This is a genomic window from Parasulfuritortus cantonensis, assembly GCF_004337445.1.
GTDB lineage: Bacteria > Pseudomonadota > Gammaproteobacteria > Burkholderiales > Thiobacillaceae > Parasulfuritortus > Parasulfuritortus cantonensis.
Window position 1 is genome coordinate 1 of the sequence record NZ_SJZB01000018.1, and the last position, 19,050, is coordinate 19,050.

Consider the following 19,050-nt stretch of genomic DNA (forward strand, 5'->3'; position numbering starts at 1 on the left):
GCCAGCGCGGAAGGCTGGGCCCTGTTGACTGGAATCCGGAAATAGGAGAGTTTTCCGGGACCACACAGCCAGGCGCGCCATGCTAACCACCTGTCCCGAGTGCCGCACCACCTTCCGTCTCAGCCACGCCCAGCTCGAGGCGCGGCGCGGGCTGGTGCGCTGCGGCTACTGCCGGGCGGTGTTCAACGCCTACGACACCCTGCTGCCGGAGTTCGAGGCCGGTGTGCCCGGCAGCCTGGGCCACACGGCGGCGGCCGACGACGGCGCGCCGGCGGCCAGGCCGGACTGGGACATCCCGCCGCCGGCCATGCCCAGGTACGTGCGCGAGGAGAAGAAGCCGGCGCGCCGCGACGAGCCGCCCGAACCGCTGGAAACCGACGCGCCCGGCGACACCGACGCCTTCGTCCTGCGCCTGTCCGACCGGGTCGGGGCGGCGCCGGGCAAAGGCGCGGCGGAGGAAGCCGAGCCGGCCAGGCCCGAGCCGGCCGCCGGCACCGACGACATCCTGCTCTCCGATCTGCCCAGCCGCGCCCGCATCGAGCCGCCGCCCGGTCCGGCCCGGCATTACCTGCGGGTGGCCCTGGCGGCGCTCCTGGTCGTCACCCTGCTGGCCCAGGTGGCCTACTTCCTGCGCGGCCCGCTGGTCGCCTGGCGCCCGGAATTGCGGCCGGCCATGGAGTCGGCCTGCCGCGCGCTCGGTTGCCATATCCCGCTGGCCGCCGATGCCGGGGCGATCCGGATCGAGTCCTCGTCCCTGGAGACCGACCCCGAGCAACCCAACCGGGCCACCTTGCGGGTCAGTTTCAGCAACCGTTCCGAGGTTGCCCAGCAGTGGCCCTACCTGGTGCTCAAGCTGACCGACTGGCAGGGCGGCGCGATCGCCCAGCGCGCCTTCGCACCGGCCGACTACCTGCGCAAGGACCAATCCATCCTGAACGGCGTCGCCGCCATGAGCGAGCATGAATTCAGCCTGCTCCTGAATCTCGGCGGACTCAGCGCCTCGGGCTACGAAGTCGTCGCCAAATACCCCTAAAACGCGCTTCCTGACTGCAAATTCGGCTTGCCCGGCCTGTAGGGGCGGGGGATAATCCCCCTCCCTTTTTTGTCACTAAAATTTCTTCTTGGGGGAATGGGCCATGTCCGAACTGACAGGCAAATCTGTTCTCACTAAGACCAGCCCGGCGCTGCCGGTGGACTGGTACTTCGACCCGAAGCTCTACGAACTGGAACAGAAGCTCCTGTTCGAAAACGGACCGGGGTACGTGGGACACGAACTGATGGTGCCCGCCGAGGGCGACTATCACGTCCTGGATTGGCTGCACGGCGGCGGCAAGATGCTGGTGCGCAACGCCAAGGGCGTCGACCTCATGTCGAACGTCTGCCGGCACCGCCAGGCCGTCATGCTGAAGGGCCGCGGCAGCAACCCGAACATCGTCTGTCCGTTCCACCGCTGGACCTACGACCTCGACGGCCAGCTCATGGGCGCGCCGCATTTTCCGGACAACCCCTGTCTGAACCTGGGCAAGAAGACCCTGCAGGGTTGGAACGGCCTGCTGTTCGAGGGCAAGCGCGACGTGGTCGCCGACCTGTCCAGGATGGCGGCCGCGAAGGACCTCGACTTCTCCGGCTACGTCTACGACCGCACGGTCATCACCGACTACAAGTTCAACTGGAAGACCTTCATCGAGGTCTACCTGGAGGACTACCACGTCGTGCCCTACCATCCCGGCCTCGGCCAGTTCGTCAATTGCGACGAGCTGAAGTGGGAATACGGCGACTGGTGGTCGGTGCAGACCGTCGGCGTCAACCATGCCCTGGCCCGGCCCGGCAGCGAGGTCTACAAGCGCTGGAGCGAGCAGGTGCTGCGTTACCGCGACGGCAGGCCGCCCGAGTTCGGCGCCATCTGGCTGACCTACTACCCGAACATCATGGTCGAGTGGTACCCGCACACCCTGTGCGTGAGCACCATCGTGCCGACCGGCGTCGAGTCCTGCCTGAACGTGGTCGAGTACTACTATCCGGAAGAGATCGCCCTGTTCGAGCGCGAGTACGTGGAGGCCGAGCAGGCCGCCTACCGGGAGACCGCGGTCGAGGACGACGACATCTGCTACGGCATGCACAACGGCCGCAAGGCGCTGCATCAGCAGGGCGTCAGCCAGGAGGGCCCGTACCAGTCGCCTACCGAGGACGGCATGGTGCACTTCCACGAGTGGTACCGGCGCATCATCGAACCGCACCTTTAGGCGGTATCTTTGATCGACATCAAGCAACGGCCGCGAAAGCGGCCGTTCTCGTTGACGCGGGGTGGCTTAGTCGCTACGTTGCATAGATTCAGCGCAAGCTGCCATGGGAAGGTGTCGATGATGAGTTTGCCGTTCCTGAAACTGGCCGCGGTCTGTCTGGCCTCCGTCTCGCTGGTGTGCGCGGGGCCGGCCTGGAGTGCCGAAGCGGCCAAACCGACGATCAAGAAGGTCACCAAGGCCAAGGTCAAGCCGAAGGCCAAAGCCAAGGCCAAGTCGCATGTCCGGGCCAAGACGGTCGCCAAGAACAAGCGTCGCCAGACGCCCCCGGCCGCCCAGGCGTCGGCCGTGGTGGCGCCGGTTGCACCGGCCGCGGCGCCGGTCGCGGCCGCCGCGATCAATCCCTACTTGGCCGGCCCCGCGGCACCGGTCGCCAATCCCTATCTGCCGGCGGCCCAGCCTGCGGCGGCGCCCGGCTATGCCGTGGCGGCCGTCCCGGCACGTACCTATCAGCTCGCCGCGCCGGCCGCGACGTCGGGCAATCCCTACCTGCCGAGTTGGAGCGCGCCGAGCAGCCAGAGCTACACGCCGGCCGCGGCTCCCGCGGCGGCCGCAGGCGAGAGCCCGTTCTCCAGCATGGCCGGCAACATCCGCGACCTCCTGCCCAGCCTGCCGACCGAGGGCCAGTCCATCCTGCCCCATATCAAGAAGGTCTATCCGACCGGCGAGAAGCCCTTGGTGGTGGTCACCTTCAAGTGCCCGACCGAGGTGGTCGGCATCACGCCGCCGCCGACCAAGCTCCTGCATGAACTGGTGACCGGCGGCATGAACCTGGTCAACGCCTCCAACCTGCTGTCCTTCAACCTGCAACAGGTCTGCCAATAGTTCCGCCGACCCGGTCCGCCGAGCATCAGGGCATGAGCGGGCCCGACTACGACGCCGTCCTGCCGGCGCCGTTCGGGGCCCTCGGTGTCCGCTTGCTCGGCGAGGCGCTGTCCGGTCTCGACTTCCTGCCGCCGGAAACCCCGTTGCGGCCCAGCGGCTCAGCGGTGGTGCACCGGGTCGCGCACGAGCTGGAGGCCTATTACGCCGACCCCGGGCACGTCTGGAAACTGGTCCTCGCCCCGGCCGGCACCCTGTTCCGGCAGCGCGTCTGGCAGTCCCTGCTGGCCATCCCACCCGGTCGTACCCGCACCTACGGCGAGCTCGCCGAGGAACTCGCCAGCAGCCCGCGTGCCGTCGGCCAGGCCGTCGGCGACAACCCCATCCCCATCGTCATCCCCTGCCACCGGGTCCTGGCCGCGCACGGCCTGGGTGGCTTCATGCACGGTACGGCGGGGTTTCCGATGGCGGTCAAGCAGTGGCTGCTGCACCATGAAGGCGCCGACGCCGGATCCTGACCTGGACGCCTTCTGCGACGCCCTCTGGCTCGAAGACGGCCTGTCGCCCAGGAGTCTGGAGAGCTACCGGCGCGACCTCAGCCAGTTCGCCGCCTGGCTGGCCAAGGCCGGCCGGCGCCTGGGTGCGGCCGACGCCGGCGATGTCCAGCAGTTCTTGGCCGACCGCACCCTGCGCCAGGGCGTCGCGGCGCGCAGCCTGGCGCGCCAGCTGTCGGCCCTGAAGCGCTATTACCGCTGGTTGTTGCGCCAGGGCCTGCGTGCCGACGATCCCACCGTCAACATCGAAGCGCCGCGCCTGCCGCGGCCGCTGCCCAAGAGCCTGACCGAGGCCGACGTCGAAGCCCTCCTGGAGGCCCCCGAGGTCGCCGAACCGCTCGGCCTGCGCGACCGTGCCATGCTGGAACTCCTGTATGCCTGCGGCCTGCGCGTCTCCGAACTGGTCGGCCTGCCGGTCGCGGCGCTCGGTCTGCGCGAGGGGGTCGTCCGGGTCATGGGCAAGGGTGCCAAGGAACGCCTGGTGCCCATGGGCGAGCCGGCGCTGGTCTGGCTGGAACGCTACCTGGCCGAGGCGCGCCCGGCCCTGCTGGTCGGACGGCCCAGCGATGCCCTGTTCGTCACCGCCCGGGCGGCGGCGATGACCCGCCAGGCCTTCTGGTATGCCATCAAGCGCTACGCGCGCCAGGCCGGCATCGTCGCGCCGCTGTCGCCGCACACGCTGCGCCACGCCTTCGCCACCCACCTGCTCAACCACGGTGCCGACCTGCGCGTGGTGCAGATGCTGCTCGGCCACACCGACATTTCGACCACGCAGATCTACACCCACGTGGCGCGCGAGCGCCTGAAGAACCTGCATCGCTTGCACCATCCGCGCGGCTGAGCCAGTATCGGCCCGGCTGACTGGGAGGCAAGCGTGCATGCAGACGACGATGACCGGCTGATCGAGGCGATCCTGGCCTCGGGGGTGAAGATTCCCCCCATGCCGGCGGCCCTGCTCGAAGTCCTCGCGCTCGCCGGCGACGACCGCGCCGGGGCACGCGAGTACGCCCGCGCGATCGCCCGCGATCCGGCGCTGACCGGGGCGGTCTTCCGCGTCGTTGGTTCGCCCGTGCTGGGCTTGCGCGTCAAGGTCGACTCCCTGGACAAGGCGGTCACCCTGCTGGGTCTTGCCACCACCCTGGCGGTGGTGCGCAGCGAGGGCATGCGCGTGGCCCTGCACGACAGCGCGCTGGATGTCGTGATGCACACGCTCTGGCGGCGCATGGGAACGGTCGCCGAACTGGTGGTGGCGGCGCTCCGGGTCCTGCGGCCGCGCGGCGTGCGCGAGGATATCGCCTACCAGGCGGGCATCTTCCACGACTGCGGCGTTGCGGTGCTGTGCCGGCGCGACCCCGCCTACGCCCAGGCCTTCAAGGCCGGCCATTGGCCCGACCTGGCCGCCCTGGACGCCGAGCGGCACGCCAGCCATGCCGTGGTCGGCCTGATGGTGGCGCGCAACTGGCAACTGCCCGCCGAGGTGGCCGAGACCATCCGCCATCACCACGACAGTCATCCCGACCTGCTCGCCGAGCCGGTGCGCAGTCTCGCCGTCCTGGTCCGTCTGGCCGGTCACCTGCTCGACGGCGGTGCCGGGGCGGACGATCCGGCGTGGCCGCTCTGGCAGCCGCTCGCCGAGGCGATGTGCGAGCCGGCCGGCCTGGCGCTGGCGGAGCTGGAGGCCGAACTGCTCGGCCGTCTTGCCGGTTAGGCCAGCGCCTTGATGTAAAGGGATGCGCCGCTGCCGAGCAGGATCAGGCTGATCACCTGCATCATCTGCCGGTTGCTCAGGCGGGTGTGGACATGGCTGCCCAGCCAGAGCGCCGCCAGGGCGATCGGCATGGCGGCCAGGTAGGCCCAGAACAGGCGGCCGTCCAGCAGCAGGCCGGACAGCGTGAAGCTGACGATACGCGCCAGGCCCTCGATGAAGAACAGGCCCGAGAAGGTGGCGCGCAACTGGCCCTTGTCGAACAGCCGGTGCGACAGGTAGATCACGTAGGGCGGGCCACCGGTGCCGAACAACGCGCCCACGGTGCCGCCGGTCAGGGCGGCTGGCCAGGCCCACCAGGTCGCGGCCGGCCGCGGCGTGCGGCCGGCGAACAGCAGGGTGCGCACGGCGAACAGGATCACGAAGGTGCCCAGGCCGATCAGCATGGGCGTCTTGGGCAGGGATACCAGGAGCAGGGTACCGGCCGCCACGCCGATGAGGCCCGGTAGGAAGAGCCGGCGAATCTCGGTCCAGGCGACCTGGCGGAAGTTCAGGCCGCCGAGCACCAGCGAGGTGCTGAAGTCGGTGAGCAGGATGAGCGGCACCACGAAGGTGAGTGGCAGCTTGAGGGCCAGCAGGGGCACCGACACCAGGCCCGAGCCGAAGCCGGAGATGCCGCGGATGAAATAGGCGGCCAGGAGGATGGCGCCCATGTAGGCGTAGTCGGCGGGGGACATGACGCGGACCGGGTGGCGCTAGAGGCGGCTGCCGCGCTCGATGATGATGCCCAGTTCCTTGACCCCGCGCATGATGGCCAGCTTGCGCAGCGTGACGCGCACCCAGGGCGCGCCGAATTCGTTGCGCACGATGTCGGCGATGTGCTCGCCGAGGGTCTCCACCAGGTGGAAGCTCTGGCTGGCGGCGAAGGCCCGGATGCGTTCGGCCACCTTGCCGTAGTCGATGGTGTCGCGGATGTCGTCGCTATGGCCGGCCTTGTGGTCGTAGAGACCGATCTCCAGGTCGATCAGGATGGGCTGGGGCGCTTTGCGCTCCCATTCGTATAGGCCGATAATGGTTTCGAGTCGGAAGTCCCTGAGAAACAGTATGTCCATGGCACGGACCAAGAAATAAGGCCCAGTATTCTACTCATGATTGCCTCCGCCCTGACCATTTTGGTCGCTTACCTGATCGGCTCACTCTCCTTCGCGGTCATCTTCTCCAAGGCCTTCGGCATGGCCGACCCGCGCAGCTACGGCTCCGGCAACCCGGGCGCCACCAACGTCCTGCGCAGCGGGCGCAAGGCGGTCGCCGCCCTGACCCTGCTGGGCGACGCCCTCAAGGGGGTGGCCGCCGTGCTCCTGGCGAAGTGGGCCACGGCCCGCTACGGCCTGCCCGACTTCGTGCCCGCCCTGGCCGGTTTTTCGGTCCTGCTCGGCCACATCTGGCCGGTGTTCTTCGGCTTCCAGGGCGGCAAGGGCGTGGCCACCGCGCTCGGCCTGCTCCTGGCCCTCAACCTGTGGCTGGGCCTGGCCTGCGCGGCGACCTGGCTGGTGGTGTTCCTGGTCACCCGCGTCTCCTCGCTCTCGGCCCTGGTCGCGGCCGGAACGGCGCCCGTCTATGCTTGGTTCATCGACGGCAACGCCGTCGCCACGGGCGCCATCCTCGGCCTGGCGGCACTGCTCTTCTGGCGCCACAAGGCCAACATCGCACGCCTGCTCTCGGGTGAGGAGGCCGCTTTCAAGAAGAGGACCTGATGGCCTGGTTCCAGAAGGATATCGACTACGCCAAGGACAGCCTGGCGTCCGCCTCCGAGTCGGCCATCGACCGGGCCGGCGAGCGACTGTCCGTGGTGGTCCAGGAGGGCGTGCACGCGGCCGGCCAGGAACTGCGCGAGGTGATCGCCGGCGCCAGCGAGGTGATCGACGCCAAGCTGGACAAGATTTCCCTGGAATTGCACAACCAGCGCCAGTTCACCAAAGACGACGTCCAGGAACTGGTCGACTACGCCGCCGACAAGTTGTCCACCGTGCTCGACGACCGCATCGCGTTGATGAAGCGGGAGATATCCGACCTGGTCGAGGACAAGACCGAATACTTCAAGGCCGAGGTCGATGCCTTCTTCATCCAGCGCCAGCAGGACCTGGCGCGCGAGCGCAGACGCATGGTCGCGAACATCGGCCTCGCCTTCGCGGCCTCGGTCGCGGTCGGCGTGGTGTCCTTGTTCTTCCGCAGCCAGCAAGGCGGTCCGCTCGATCCGATCACGATATTCCGGGTCGTCCTGGCGGCCCTGACCGGCGGCTACGGCGTCTACCTGTTCGCCACCCTCGCGACGCGCTGGTTGCGCCTGTCCGAGCACCGCAAGGATGCCGTGTTCCTGGCCATGCGCTATTGGGGCGTCCTGCACCCGGAAAGCGTGCTGTGGAGCTTCCTGCTCCTGGTCGGCATGGCCGTGGTGTCCTATCTGCTGTTCATGCCCGAGGTGGCGCTGGCCTGGCTGCACCACCTGCTCGCCTATCTCAGGCTGGACTGACGCGACAATTTGCCACATCCCGGTGGCGTTTTAGCCATGTTCTCATCGGCGCCAGGGAGGAGATTCACCACCCTTGGAAAGGAAACCGATGAAAGCATTCGTATACGCCGCCCTGTTGACCCTGCTCCTGGCCCAGCCCGCCCTCGCGGGCAAGGGCAAGAACGGTCAGTCCGGCACTTCCGCGCTGAGCGCCCAGGAGATCAGCGACCTGAGCTACATGCGGGAAGAGGAAAAGCTCGCCCATGACCTCTACGTCGCCCTCGACGAGCGCTGGGACCGCATGGTGTTCGCCAACATCGCGGACAGCGAGGCGACCCATTTCAGCGTGCTCGGCAGCGCCTTGGCGCGCTACGGCATCGCCGACCCGGCGCTGCCGACGGCGGGCATGTTCAGCGATCCGCGCCTGCAGGACCTTTACGATCAACTGTTGGCCCAGGGCCAGGTCTCGGTGGTCGCGGCGTTCCGCACCGGTGCCCTGGTCGAGGAGGTGGATATCGGCGACCTGGATGCCGCCATCTTGGCGACCAGCCATAGCGACCTGCAGACCGCTTACGGCCACCTGCAGTGCGGTTCGCGCAACCATCTGCGCGCCTTCGTACGCAACCTTGAAGCCGCCGGCGTCGTCTACGAGGCCCAAGTGCTGACCCAGGCCCGGGTCGACGCCATACTCGCCTCGAGCATGGAGCGTTGCGGCAGCAACTGAACGCCGGCGCCCTCAGGGCGCCGTAAGTTCGCCCAGATCCCAGCGCGGCCGGATGGCGAAGCGGCCGTCGCTGGGACCGGCCTCGGCCAGGCGCAGGGCCCCGGCGTAGGCAATCATGGCGCCGTTGTCGGTGCACAGGTCGAGCGGCGGGTAATAGACCGCGAAGCGGCGGCGCGCCGCTTCGGCGTCCAGGCGCTCGCGCAACTGCCGGTTGGCGCCCACGCCTCCGGCCACGACCAGTCGCTGCATGCCACTTTGCCGGACGGCCTCGACCGCCTTGCTCGCCAGGACCTCGACGGCGGCGGCCTGGAAGGCCGCGGCGATATCGGCGGCGTGGTCCAGACCCTCGCGTTTCACCAGCGTGAGGACCGCCGTCTTCAGACCCGCGAAGCTGAAATCGAGGTCCCCGGAATTGAGCATCGGCCGGGGCAGCTTGTAACGGCCAGGATCGCCGGTCAGTGCCAGCTTGGAGATCGCCGGCCCGCCCGGATAGCCGAGGCCGAGCAGTTGGGCGGTCTTGTCGAAGGCTTCGCCGGCCGCATCGTCCAGGGTTTCGCCGAGCAGCCGGTAGCGGCCGACGCCGTCCACCCGCATCAGCTGGGTGTGGCCGCCGGAGACGAGCAGGGCGATGAAAGGGAACTCCGGCTTCGGATCCGCCAGGCGGGGCGACAGCAGATGCCCCTCCAGGTGGTGCACGCCGACCACCGGTCGTCGCAGGGCGACACCCAGGCCGGCGGCGATACTGGCGCCGACCAGCAGTGCGCCGGCCAGGCCGGGACCCTGGGTATAGGCGATGCCGTCGATGTCGGCGAGGCGCCGGTCCGCCTGCGCCAGGACCCGCCGGGTGAGCGGCAGGGCGCGCCGGATATGGTCGCGCGAGGCGAGTTCGGGCACCACGCCGCCGTACTCGGCGTGCATGGCGACCTGTGAGTGGAGGGCGTGGCCGAGCAGGCCGCGTTCCGTGTCGTACAGGGCGATGCCGGTCTCGTCGCAGGAGGATTCGATACCGAGGACTAACATGATGAAGGTGTATTGATCAGGTCCGGACATTTTAACTTGTCACGGGGCCTTGCCCTGATATAATGCGCGAATTCATTTTTACTGCCTGGAAATATCCATGCCGAGCATTCGCGTCAAGGAAAACGAGCCGTTCGAAGTGGCCATGCGCCGCTTCAAGCGCACCGTGGAAAAGACCGGTCTGCTGACCGAACTGCGCGCCCGCGAGTTCTACGAGAAGCCGACCCAGGAACGCAAGCGCAAGCTGGCTGCCGCCGTCAAGCGCCAATACAAGCGCCTGCGCAGCCAGCAGCTGCCCCCGAAGCTGTACTGAGCCCCGCCGCCGTCGATCGCCGTCATGTCCCTCAAGCAGCAACTCAGTGAGGACATGAAGGGGGCCTTGCGCGCCAAGGAAAGCGCGCGCCTGTCCGCCCTGCGCCTGCTCCTGGCCGCCGTCAGGCAGAAGGAGATCGACGAGCGCATCGAGCTGGACGACGCCGGCTTCGTCGGCGTGGTCGAAAAGCTCATCAAGCAGCGCAAGGACGCGGTCGCCCAGTATCTCGCCGCCCACCGCCAGGACCTGGCGGACAAGGAGCAGGATGAGATCGGGGTGCTCGGCGCCTACATGCCGCAACCCTTTACCGAAGAAGAACTCGCCGCCCTGATTGGCAGCGCGCTGGCAGAAACCGGCGCCGCCTCGGCCAAGGACATGGGCAAGGTGATGGCCTGGTTGAAACCCAGGCTGGCCGGACGCGCCGACATGGGTGCCGTATCGGCGCGCATCAAATCGGCCTTGGCTTAATCCCCGCGTCTCCTAAAATTCCGGGGGACCCCCTAATTTTCCTTGGGCAATGATTCCCCAGGACTTCATCCATCAATTGCTCGACCGGGTCGACATCGTTGAGGTGGTCGACCGCTACGTCCCGCTCAAGAAGAAGGGTGCCAACTACATGGCCTGTTGCCCCTTCCACGGCGAGAAAACGCCTTCTTTCACCGTCAGCCCGACTAAGCAGTTCTACCATTGCTTCGGCTGCGGGGCCCATGGTACCGCGATTTCCTTCCTCATGGAGCACGCCGGCATGGGCTTCGTCGAGGCGGTCAAGGAACTGGCCGAGCATTACGGTTTGACCGTGCCGGACGACGGTCAGCGCGGTAAGCCCGAGGATGGCCGGCGCGATCACCTGCTGGAGGTGATGGAGAAGGCGGCCCAGCACTACAAGGGCCTGCTCAAGTCCAGCACCAAGGCGATCGACTATCTGAAGGGCCGCGGCCTGGAAGGACGCACCGCCGCGACCTTCGGGCTCGGCTATGCGCCCGACGAATGGCAGGGTTTGGCCGCCGCCGTGGCCGACTATCACGATCCCGGCCTGGAAGAGGCGGGCCTGGTGATCGTCAACGAGGGCAAGCGCTACGACCGCTTTCGCGATCGGGTGATGTTCCCGATCCGCAACGAACGTGGCCGGGTGATCGCCTTCGGCGGCCGGGTCATCGGCCAGGGCGAGCCCAAGTACCTGAATTCCCCGGAAACCCCGCTGTTCCACAAGGGCCGCGAACTGTACGGCCTGTACGAGAACCGGCGCGGTATCCAGCAGGCCGGCCGGGCGGTGGTGGTCGAAGGCTACATGGATGTGGTGATGCTGGCCCAGCACGGGGTCGACAACGCCTTGGCGACCCTCGGTACGGCAATCACGCCCGAGCATGTGACCAAGCTGTTCAAGCTCGTCGACGACATCGTTTTCGCTTTCGACGGCGACGCCGCGGGGCGCAAGGCGGCCTGGCGGGCGTTGGAGAACTCCCTGCCGCAGTTGCCGGACGGCAAGCGCGCGACCTTCCTCTTCCTGCCCCAGGGCGAGGACCCGGACAGCTATGTCCGGCAGGCCGGGCACGACGCCTTCGAGCAGTTGTGCGACCAGGCCAAGCCGTTGTCCGATTTTCTGTTCGAGGAACTCTCCACGAAGGCTGAGCCGACCTCGCCGGAGGGCAAGGTACGCCTGGTCAAGCTGGTCGAACCCTATCTGAGCCAGATGGCCAAGGCCCCGCTGCTGGCCCGCAGCCTGCGCCAGCGCCTGACCGCGCTATCCGGGTTGTCGGTGCGCGAGGAACGGCGGCTGGCCCCCGCGCGTCCGCCGGCCGGGCCGCGTGCGGCGTTGCCGACCCCGGCCCGGGTCGTCCTGCAGGCGATCCTGCACAAGCCGGAGAGGCTGCGCAATCTGCCGGAGCTGGCCCATGCCGAGGAAGCCGAGGTGGCACAGCTGGAGGCGATCCTGGCGGCGATGCGCGAACACCCGGAATTGGCCGAGGTGCGCGACCTGATCGAGTACTACCGCGGCCGGCCGGGCGAGGATCTGATTCACGCGGCGGCGGCCGGTCTGCTGGCCTGGGGGAGGATTACGACTCCGAGGCCGACCTGCGCGGTGCCTGGGCGACACTGATCGACCAGGCGGCGCGTCGGCAGGTGCACGCCTTTGCCGGCAAGAAACTGAGCGACATCTCGCCCGAGGATCGCGCCAACTACATGGCGGCGCTAAAAGAAAAGAAACTGGATCGGTTGAACGAGGTCAAATCCGACCGGTAGGGAAAATGAATCGAATCGTGTAAAATACACGATTTTGCGCAACTCCTCACTGGAGAGTAATACGCGATGGCGACGGAAAAGAAGACGACTCGGCGAGTAGCCGGCAAGCAGACGGCGAAGCAGGCGGAAAAGCAGGCCGCCGCGCTCGTGCAGGCGGTCGACAATGCAGCCAGCAACACCACCGAGGACCGCCGGACCCGGCTGAAGAGCCTGATCCTGCTCGGTAAGGAACGCGGCTACCTGACCTATGCCGAGATCAACGACCATCTGCCGGACGACATGCTGGATGCCGAGCAGATCGAGGGCGTCATCAGCATGATCAACGACATGGGCATCCAGGTCTACGACGAGGCCCCGGCCGCGGAAGACCTGCTGATGTCCGAGTCGCCGGCCCCCGTCGCCGACGAGGATGCCGTTGAGGAGGCTGAGGCGGCCCTGTCCACCGTGGACGCCGAGTTCGGCCGTACGACCGACCCCGTGCGCATGTACATGCGTGAGATGGGTACCGTCGAACTGCTCACCCGCGAGGGCGAGATCGAGATCGCCAAGCGTATCGAGGAAGGCCTCAAGCACATGGTGCAGGCGATCTCCGCCTGCCCGTTCACCATCACCCAAATCCTCGAGATGGCGGAGAAGGTGGACAAGGAAGAAATGCGGGTCGACGAATTGGTCGACGGTCTGGTCGACAGCGCCGGCGAAGACATCGCGATGCAGATGGCCGAGGAGACCGAGGCCAGCGACGAGGACGAAGAGGAAGACAGCGAGGGCGGTGGCGGCATGTCCGCGGCCAATCTGGCCCAGCTCAAGGCCGACGCCATGGAGCGCTTCACCGCCGTGCGCAAGACCAACGACAAGATGCGCACCGCGATCCACAAGCATGGCCGCGGTAGCAAGCAGCACCTGGCCTTGCAGGAAGACATCACCAACCACCTGATGGGCATCCGCTTCACCGCCCGCCAGGTCGAGAACCTCTGCGACAGCGTGCGCAACATGGTGGAAGCCGTGCGCAGCCATGAGCGCGCCATCATGGACATCGCCGTCAACAAGTGCGGCATGCCCCGCCCGCACTTCATCAAGAGCTTCCCCGGCCACGAAGGCAGCGACGACTGGGTCACCCACGAGATGGCGGCCAAGAAGGCGTACTGCGAGATGCTCGAGCGCCAGCAGTACGACATCAACGAGCACCAGGGCAAGCTGCGCGGGCTGCAGGAACAGGCCGGCCTGCCGGTCAAGGAACTGAAGGACATCAACAAGCAGATGTCCACCGGCGAGGCCAAGGCGCGGCGCGCCAAGCGCGAGATGATCGAGGCCAACCTGCGCCTGGTGATCTCCATCGCCAAGAAGTACACCAACCGCGGCTTGCAGTTCCTCGACCTGATCCAGGAAGGCAACATCGGCCTGATGAAGGCGGTGGACAAGTTCGAATACCGGCGTGGCTACAAGTTCTCCACCTACGCCACGTGGTGGATCCGCCAGGCCATCACCCGCTCGATCGCCGACCAGGCGCGCACCATCCGCATCCCGGTGCACATGATCGAGACCATCAACAAGATGAACCGGATCAGCCGCCAGATCCTGCAGGAGACCGGTCAGGAGCCCGACCCGGCCACCCTGGCGATCAAGATGGAGATGCCCGAGGACAAGATCCGCAAGATCATGAAGATCTCCAAGGAACCGATCTCCATGGAGACCCCGATCGGCGACGACGAGGACAGCCACCTGGGCGACTTCATCGAGGACCAGTCCACCCTGGCTCCGGTCGACGCGGCGCTGTATTCCAGCCTGCAGAACGCCACCCAGGAGGTCCTGGATTCCCTGACTTCCCGGGAAGCCAAGGTGCTGCGCATGCGTTTCGGCATCGAGATGAATACCGACCATACCCTCGAAGAGGTCGGCAAGCAGTTCGACGTGACCCGCGAGCGCATCCGCCAGATCGAGGCCAAGGCCCTGCGCAAGCTGCGCCACCCGTCCCGTTCCGAGCGTCTGCGCAGTTTCCTCGATTGACGTTTCATCGGGGCGGGCAACCGCCCCGACGGGCCTGTAGCTCAGTCGGTTAGAGCAGAGGACTCATAATCCTTTGGTCCAGGGTTCGAGCCCCTGCGGGCCCACCAACAGAAACAAGCACTTAGGCCGCCATTCCGGGCGGCCTTTTGCTTTCTTGGAGGTTGTGTAGGCGAGATCTTGGAAGCCCTCTCAAAAAGGGCGCAGGTCAGTGGTTTGGGGCGTTGCCGGGCACCAGGCCGAGACACCAAAGCCACCGGGCGACGGCAAAGTACCGACCGGCCGACGTAGTGCGCGCCGGGCAGCATTCTCCTGTCGACGCTTTTGGGCCTCTGCGGCTCTCGATCCTGCGACCGGTCTTCAGTTGGATCACGGCCTATCTGGAGGTTGCTGTTACACGTCTGCCTCGTGCCGGCAGCGGCCATGAAGCACCGGTGCAGACCCGCCGTCCCGGCGGCCGGAGTCGCAGGGCCAACAAGACGCCCTGCGGCTGAGTTGCCGCTGCCGTGATGTCCCTTGGAACAGACCTTTCCGCCCGGGTGCGGTCATAATCCAGGCTGCAGTCGTTGGAATTCGAGATGCACCCGTTATCGTTAGCCTTTCTCACCATCCCTGATGCCGGACCTGTCGAGGCCATCCGGATCGCTGCCCGGGCAGGGTTTACCCATGTCGGGCTGAGGCTGCTGCCGGCGACGGCGTCTGAACCAGGCTATCCCTTGTCGGATGACGATGGCTTGCTGCGGGAGACGCAGGCGGCCTTGCGCGACACCGGCGTCAGGGTCGGCGACGTCGAAATCGTGCACCTGAAACCAGACACCGAGATCGCTGACTGCAGGCCTTTCCTCGACCGCGTCGCCATGCTGGATGCCCGGTACGTCACCGTGGTAGGGGATGACGAGCTCGAGGCCAGGTTGATCGACAACTTCGCACGTCTGTGCGAAATGGCCGCTCCGCTGGGCATTACAGCCAACCTCGAGCCGATGACGTGGACCCGGACGGCTTGTCTGGCGCAAGCCTTGCGGGTCGTCGAACAGGCGTGCCAGCCGAATGTCGGGATTCTCGTCGATGCCCTGCATTTCCACAGCGCAGGTTCGTCCCTGGATGAACTGCGGACATTGCCGGCAAGCTGGCTACCCCTGGCCCAGATCTGCGATGCGCCCTTGGACTTCGCCCGCGATCCGGACACCGTGCGGCAACTGGCGAGGACCGCCAGGCTGTTTCCCGGCGAAGGCGAACTGGACCTGCGTTCGTTCCTGAGCCGAATTCCGGAGTCGGCCATCATCAGCGTGGAAGTGCCGAACCGGGAGATGCTCGCCTGCCTGACGCCGATGCAAAGGGCGGAACGGGCATGGCGTTCTGCGGTGAATCTGCTCGAGATGAGCGGATGCTTGGGCGGAGAACGATAAAATCCCGATCGACCGACACTTGCGTATGAAAGCGTTCCCAGATGCACGATGACACCAGAATCCGTTGTTTGCCGGCGTTAAGGTCGATATTGGTCCAGGAGAGCGAACTGGCCGGGGTGGTGGAGCGGGGGGCCGCGCTTTTCGATTCCCCGTCGCTCGATTCGCTTGCGCTGGTCAACCTGGTTGTGGCGCTGGAGAACGAATTCGCCATTCAGATCGACGCCGAGGACTTGGAGCAGGTGTTCGCCACCCTCGACAGCCTGGTCGACTACCTGGATGGCAAACGCGCCGGATGATGGGGTCGGGCATGCTACCGGGACCACGCGATCTGATCCGCCATTGGGCGCAAGCGGACGCTGAACGGCCGGCCGTCGTCACCGTTGCCGGGACGCTCGGCTACGCCGAGTTGGCCGACCGCGTGGCCGCCGTCGCCGCACGACTGCGCGGTCTCGGCGTGGGACCCGGGGTACGCGTCGGTTTGGCGTTTCCCAACTCGCTCGACTACCTCATATGGCTGTTCGGCCTCTTCGAGGCGGGCGGCGTCGCCGTGCCGCTCGACCCCCGAATGGGCGCGCCGGAACTCGCTACGGCGGCCGCCACGGCCAGCCTCCGATTCATTGCGGCGACGGCCCTGCCGGTGACGTTGCCGTGGCCGCCCATGCCGGCCGTTTCGGCGGTTGCAGGCGGACTTTGGCAGTGCCGAGGGGACGGGCGGGGCAGTCCGTCGGAGACGACGGGCAACGTGCTCGTCCAACAGTTCACCTCGGGTTCGGGTGGCCGTCCCAAGCACATTCAACGAACCGAGGCGCAGATACGGGAGGATTATCGCCATTTCTCCGCCGGCCTCGGCTTGGACGGCGGCACCCGCTTCCTCGCGCCATCGCCCTTCTATCACGCCTATGGCGCACTGGGGATGTATGCCACGTTGGCCGTCGGCGGAGCGATATTTCCGCTGCCACGCTTCATCCCGGCCGAGCTGATGGCCGCGGCGAAGCGGTTCCAGCCGACCCTGACCATGGTGACGCCGACGATGATCGACATGCTCGGCAAGTGCTTCCTGCCGCCGCAGGACCGGGGCGTATTCGCCTCCCTGCGGCACTGCATCTGTTCGACCGGTCATCTGAGCCAGGCGGCCCACGATGCCTTCCGCGGCCGCTTCGACGTCCCCGTGCATGAGCAATACGGGTCGACCGAGACGTTGAGTGCGACCGTGAATCTCGGCGACGATTTCGATGAAGGGTGCGTCGGCCGACCGTATCCCGGGGTGGAGGTGGCCATATTCGATTCCCAGGGCGCCATGAGCGCGCCACTCGTCGTGGGCAGCGTCGGCATCCGCAGTTCGTCCGTCTGCGTCGGCTATGCCGAGGCGGACCATGCCCTGGCGACGGTCGATGGCTATGTCCTGCCCGGCGACAAAGGCTTCCTCGACGAGACGGGCCGACTGCACATACTGGGAAGAGACGACGTCTACAACGTGGGCGGCTACAAGGTCGACCGTAGCGAAGTGGAATTGGCCATTCGACGGGCGTTCCCGGTAACCTACGTCGCCGTCCTCCCGTTTGAGCGTGCCGGCCAGCCGGCGCTGTGCGCCGTCGTCGAGGCAAGCTCGCAACAGGTGACGCCCGAGAGCGTGATGGCGGCATGTCGCGCGCAACTGCTCGCCTATAAGGTTCCGGCCCGCGTCGTGGTGAAAAGCAGTCTGCCGCGTGAAGCCAACGGGAAGGTCCGGGTTGGCGACTTGGCCTCGGTCGTCCTCGGAAAGGAATGATTCGTCGATGTCGTGGAAGAAGCACAAGCCGGTCTTCGATGAGAACCTTCCGTTCAGGGCCGCCCTGCGCGACCTCGACGACCGCCCGCCCAGATGGCCGGCAAGAAGGGCGATCCTGCCCTTTGCGCGGCACAACCTGGGAATCCGGCCGGAACATGAACAGACCTGGTATCGAGCCGCCTGTTGGGGGTATTCCGCCCATTTCCTATACGGCCGCTACCTGCAAAAGGAAAACCGCGCCGATCAGATACGGCCACTGATCGAGCCGGTGGACTGGACGCCGCTGGAGCGATCCCTTGCATCGGGCAAGGGGGTGATCCTGGTCTCAGCCCACCTCGGGCCGGCCAGAATAGCCAGGTTCGCGCTCCTCGAAACCACCTACCCGGTGCTTGCCCTTACCGACAGCCCGGCCAGTGCAGCCGTGTTCCCGAATAGCCTATTGGTCGATTCCAAGGCGGGCCGCGAGCAGTCCTTGGTGCGTGGTCTGATCCATCTGCGCCGGAACGGCGTGCTCTTGGCCGCGCCGGATGGCAAGCAGGGTGCCAAGAAGATGGTGGTGCGGTGTGCGAACCAGGAAGTGCGGTTCTCGGTTGGCATCGGGGAGTTGGCGCGCTTGAGCGGGGCCGTGACGTGCTGGTTCTCGGGCACCTGGGTCGCGCCGGACCGGATTCGCGTCGTCATCGAGCCGATCCCGGCGCCGCAGGGCGAAGGCGAGGCGTGGCTCGAGCAATGGTATCGGGCCTACTTCGAGCGTTTGTGGGACCAGATCAGGAACAACCCGGCGGACCTGGGTTTCCGAGATGGCATCTGGGACACCGAACGCAGCGGTTTGCGCTGGAACTACGATCTCAGGCAGCGGATTCGACGCACCATCGACTCGATCACGTCGGCATTCCGCGGACGCAGCGGCGAGCAACGCAGATGAACGTCCAGGGCGAGGGGGAAGGCAAACTGCTCGACTACCTCAGGTCGATGCTTCGTGAGCCGGCGATCATGGCCCGCCTGCGGGAGGAAACGGCGCAGGACCGCTTTGCGATCATGCAGACGACGCCAGAGCAGGCACAGTTCCTGTCGTTCCTGGTCAAGCTGCTCGAGCCGCGCAAGGCGTTGGAGCTCGGCACTTTCACCGGGTACAGCGCGCTGGCCGTGGCGCTGTCCATGCCTGGCGACGGTCGTCTGGTGACCTGCGACATCAGTACCCGTTGGACCACCATGGCGCGCCGTTACTGGCATGAGGCCGGGGTCGACGGCATGATCGACCTGCGTCTCGGACCGGCATTGGCAACCCTGCGCGATCTGCTCGACCAGGGCGAGGCCGGGACATTCGACTTCATATTCATCGATGCCGACAAAAGGGAATACGACGAGTATTACGAAGGCGCGCTGATCCTGGCCAAGCCGGGCGGGCTGATCGTGCTCGACAACGTCATGTGCATGGGCGGCGTCGTCGAGGCCACGGCCACCCAGGAGGCCCGGTGGAAACCCGGCAAGGCCAAGGCGGTGGCAATCATGCGGTCGCTGAACGAGAGGATCAGAAACGACGCCCGGGTTGACCAGGTGATGCTGCCGTTTGCCGACGGCCTGACGCTGGTGCGCAAGCGCTGACCTGCCGTCAAGACGGCCGGTTGCCCAAACCGCCCGTCGCCCGGTCCGCTCCGGGCACGCCACGGCGCGCGTGCCGGTTCGGCAT

Annotated in this window: 21 protein-coding genes and 1 tRNA gene; 19 read left to right on the forward strand and 3 right to left on the reverse strand. The window is 66.7% G+C overall.

Going from position 1 to position 19,050, the window contains the following annotated elements:
• Positions 1–79 precede the first annotated feature (79 nt).
• From EZJ19_RS04895 to EZJ19_RS04920, 6 genes are all read left to right on the forward strand, one after another.
• Entirely contained in the window at positions 80–1,033 is a 954-nt protein-coding gene (locus tag EZJ19_RS04895) for a DUF3426 domain-containing protein (protein WP_131445315.1), read from the forward strand.
• Between the two features lie 103 nt (positions 1,034–1,136).
• On the forward strand, positions 1,137–2,243 hold the full coding sequence (locus EZJ19_RS04900; protein ID WP_131445180.1) for an aromatic ring-hydroxylating oxygenase subunit alpha: 1,107 nt from the start codon (positions 1,137–1,139) through the stop codon (positions 2,241–2,243).
• A gap of 117 nt (positions 2,244–2,360) precedes the next feature.
• Complete coding sequence (locus EZJ19_RS04905) at positions 2,361–3,125, forward strand: hypothetical protein (RefSeq protein WP_131445181.1); 765 nt, start codon at positions 2,361–2,363, stop codon at positions 3,123–3,125.
• A gap of 32 nt (positions 3,126–3,157) precedes the next feature.
• Complete coding sequence (locus EZJ19_RS04910; RefSeq protein WP_131445182.1) at positions 3,158–3,640, forward strand: methylated-DNA--[protein]-cysteine S-methyltransferase; 483 nt, start codon at positions 3,158–3,160, stop codon at positions 3,638–3,640.
• Complete coding sequence (gene xerD, locus EZJ19_RS04915; RefSeq protein WP_131445183.1) at positions 3,615–4,517, forward strand: site-specific tyrosine recombinase XerD; 903 nt, start codon at positions 3,615–3,617, stop codon at positions 4,515–4,517. The genes EZJ19_RS04910 and xerD overlap by 26 nt, the downstream gene beginning before the upstream one ends.
• A gap of 33 nt (positions 4,518–4,550) precedes the next feature.
• Positions 4,551–5,384 (forward strand): HDOD domain-containing protein, encoded by an 834-nt coding sequence (locus tag EZJ19_RS04920; protein WP_131445184.1) that lies wholly within the window; start codon positions 4,551–4,553, stop codon positions 5,382–5,384.
• Here EZJ19_RS04920 and EZJ19_RS04925 read toward each other — a convergent pair.
• Entirely contained in the window at positions 5,381–6,118 is a 738-nt protein-coding gene (locus EZJ19_RS04925; protein WP_131445185.1) for a sulfite exporter TauE/SafE family protein, read from the reverse strand. The two genes, EZJ19_RS04920 and EZJ19_RS04925, sit on opposite strands and share 4 nt — an antisense overlap.
• 18 nt (positions 6,119–6,136) lie before the next feature.
• Entirely contained in the window at positions 6,137–6,493 is a 357-nt protein-coding gene (gene folB, locus EZJ19_RS04930) for a dihydroneopterin aldolase (protein WP_131445186.1), read from the reverse strand.
• A gap of 36 nt (positions 6,494–6,529) precedes the next feature.
• Here folB and plsY point away from each other — a divergent pair, with 36 nt between their 5' ends.
• The 3 genes from plsY to EZJ19_RS04945 all read left to right on the forward strand — a co-directional run bounded on the left by plsY (position 6,530) and on the right by EZJ19_RS04945 (position 8,614).
• Positions 6,530–7,135, forward strand: coding sequence for a glycerol-3-phosphate 1-O-acyltransferase PlsY (plsY, locus tag EZJ19_RS04935; RefSeq protein WP_131445187.1), 606 nt, complete (start codon positions 6,530–6,532; stop codon positions 7,133–7,135).
• Positions 7,135–7,911, forward strand: a complete 777-nt coding sequence (locus EZJ19_RS04940; RefSeq protein ID WP_131445188.1) for a hypothetical protein — start codon at positions 7,135–7,137, stop codon at positions 7,909–7,911. The genes plsY and EZJ19_RS04940 overlap by 1 nt, the downstream gene beginning before the upstream one ends.
• Before the next feature lie 88 nt (positions 7,912–7,999).
• The gene (locus EZJ19_RS04945) at positions 8,000–8,614 is read left to right on the forward strand and encodes a DUF2202 domain-containing protein (RefSeq protein WP_131445189.1); all 615 of its coding nucleotides are present in this window, start codon (positions 8,000–8,002) and stop codon (positions 8,612–8,614) included.
• Between the two features lie 12 nt (positions 8,615–8,626).
• On the opposite strand, the gene tsaD is transcribed toward EZJ19_RS04945, so the two are convergent.
• Positions 8,627–9,634 carry a tRNA (adenosine(37)-N6)-threonylcarbamoyltransferase complex transferase subunit TsaD gene (gene tsaD / locus EZJ19_RS04950; protein ID WP_131445190.1) on the reverse strand — a complete coding sequence of 336 codons (1,008 nt, stop codon included), beginning with the start codon at positions 9,632–9,634 and terminating at the stop codon, positions 8,627–8,629.
• A 97-nt stretch (positions 9,635–9,731) separates the two neighbouring features.
• Here tsaD and rpsU point away from each other — a divergent pair, with 97 nt between their 5' ends.
• The 10 genes from rpsU (at position 9,732) to EZJ19_RS05000 (ending at position 18,965) form a co-directional block, all read left to right on the forward strand.
• Positions 9,732–9,944 (forward strand): 30S ribosomal protein S21, encoded by a 213-nt coding sequence (gene rpsU, locus EZJ19_RS04955; protein ID WP_131445191.1) that lies wholly within the window; start codon positions 9,732–9,734, stop codon positions 9,942–9,944.
• A 24-nt stretch (positions 9,945–9,968) separates the two neighbouring features.
• On the forward strand, positions 9,969–10,412 hold the full coding sequence (locus tag EZJ19_RS04960) for a GatB/YqeY domain-containing protein (protein ID WP_131445192.1): 444 nt from the start codon (positions 9,969–9,971) through the stop codon (positions 10,410–10,412).
• Between the two features lie 49 nt (positions 10,413–10,461).
• A complete protein-coding gene (gene dnaG / locus EZJ19_RS04965) occupies positions 10,462–12,042 on the forward strand; it encodes a DNA primase (protein WP_131445193.1) in 1,581 nt (526 codons plus the stop codon).
• Positions 12,043–12,251: 209 nt separating this feature from the next.
• Positions 12,252–14,189: an RNA polymerase sigma factor RpoD gene (rpoD, locus tag EZJ19_RS04970; protein ID WP_131445194.1), complete on the forward strand. Its 1,938-nt coding sequence runs from the start codon at positions 12,252–12,254 to the stop codon at positions 14,187–14,189.
• A 30-nt stretch (positions 14,190–14,219) separates the two neighbouring features.
• Positions 14,220–14,296: transfer RNA gene (locus tag EZJ19_RS04975), tRNA-Ile, on the forward strand.
• A gap of 456 nt (positions 14,297–14,752) precedes the next feature.
• Positions 14,753–15,592, forward strand: coding sequence for a sugar phosphate isomerase/epimerase family protein (locus EZJ19_RS04980; protein ID WP_206199316.1), 840 nt, complete (start codon positions 14,753–14,755; stop codon positions 15,590–15,592).
• A gap of 41 nt (positions 15,593–15,633) precedes the next feature.
• A complete protein-coding gene (locus EZJ19_RS04985; RefSeq protein ID WP_131445195.1) occupies positions 15,634–15,888 on the forward strand; it encodes an acyl carrier protein in 255 nt (84 codons plus the stop codon).
• 11 nt (positions 15,889–15,899) lie between these two features.
• Positions 15,900–17,360, forward strand: a complete 1,461-nt coding sequence (locus EZJ19_RS04990; protein WP_165873466.1) for a class I adenylate-forming enzyme family protein — start codon at positions 15,900–15,902, stop codon at positions 17,358–17,360.
• 7 nt (positions 17,361–17,367) lie between these two features.
• Complete coding sequence (locus tag EZJ19_RS04995) at positions 17,368–18,285, forward strand: lysophospholipid acyltransferase family protein (protein ID WP_131445197.1); 918 nt, start codon at positions 17,368–17,370, stop codon at positions 18,283–18,285.
• Complete coding sequence (locus EZJ19_RS05000; RefSeq protein WP_131445198.1) at positions 18,282–18,965, forward strand: class I SAM-dependent methyltransferase; 684 nt, start codon at positions 18,282–18,284, stop codon at positions 18,963–18,965. The genes EZJ19_RS04995 and EZJ19_RS05000 overlap by 4 nt, the downstream gene beginning before the upstream one ends.
• The last annotated feature ends 85 nt before the right edge of the window (positions 18,966–19,050 follow it).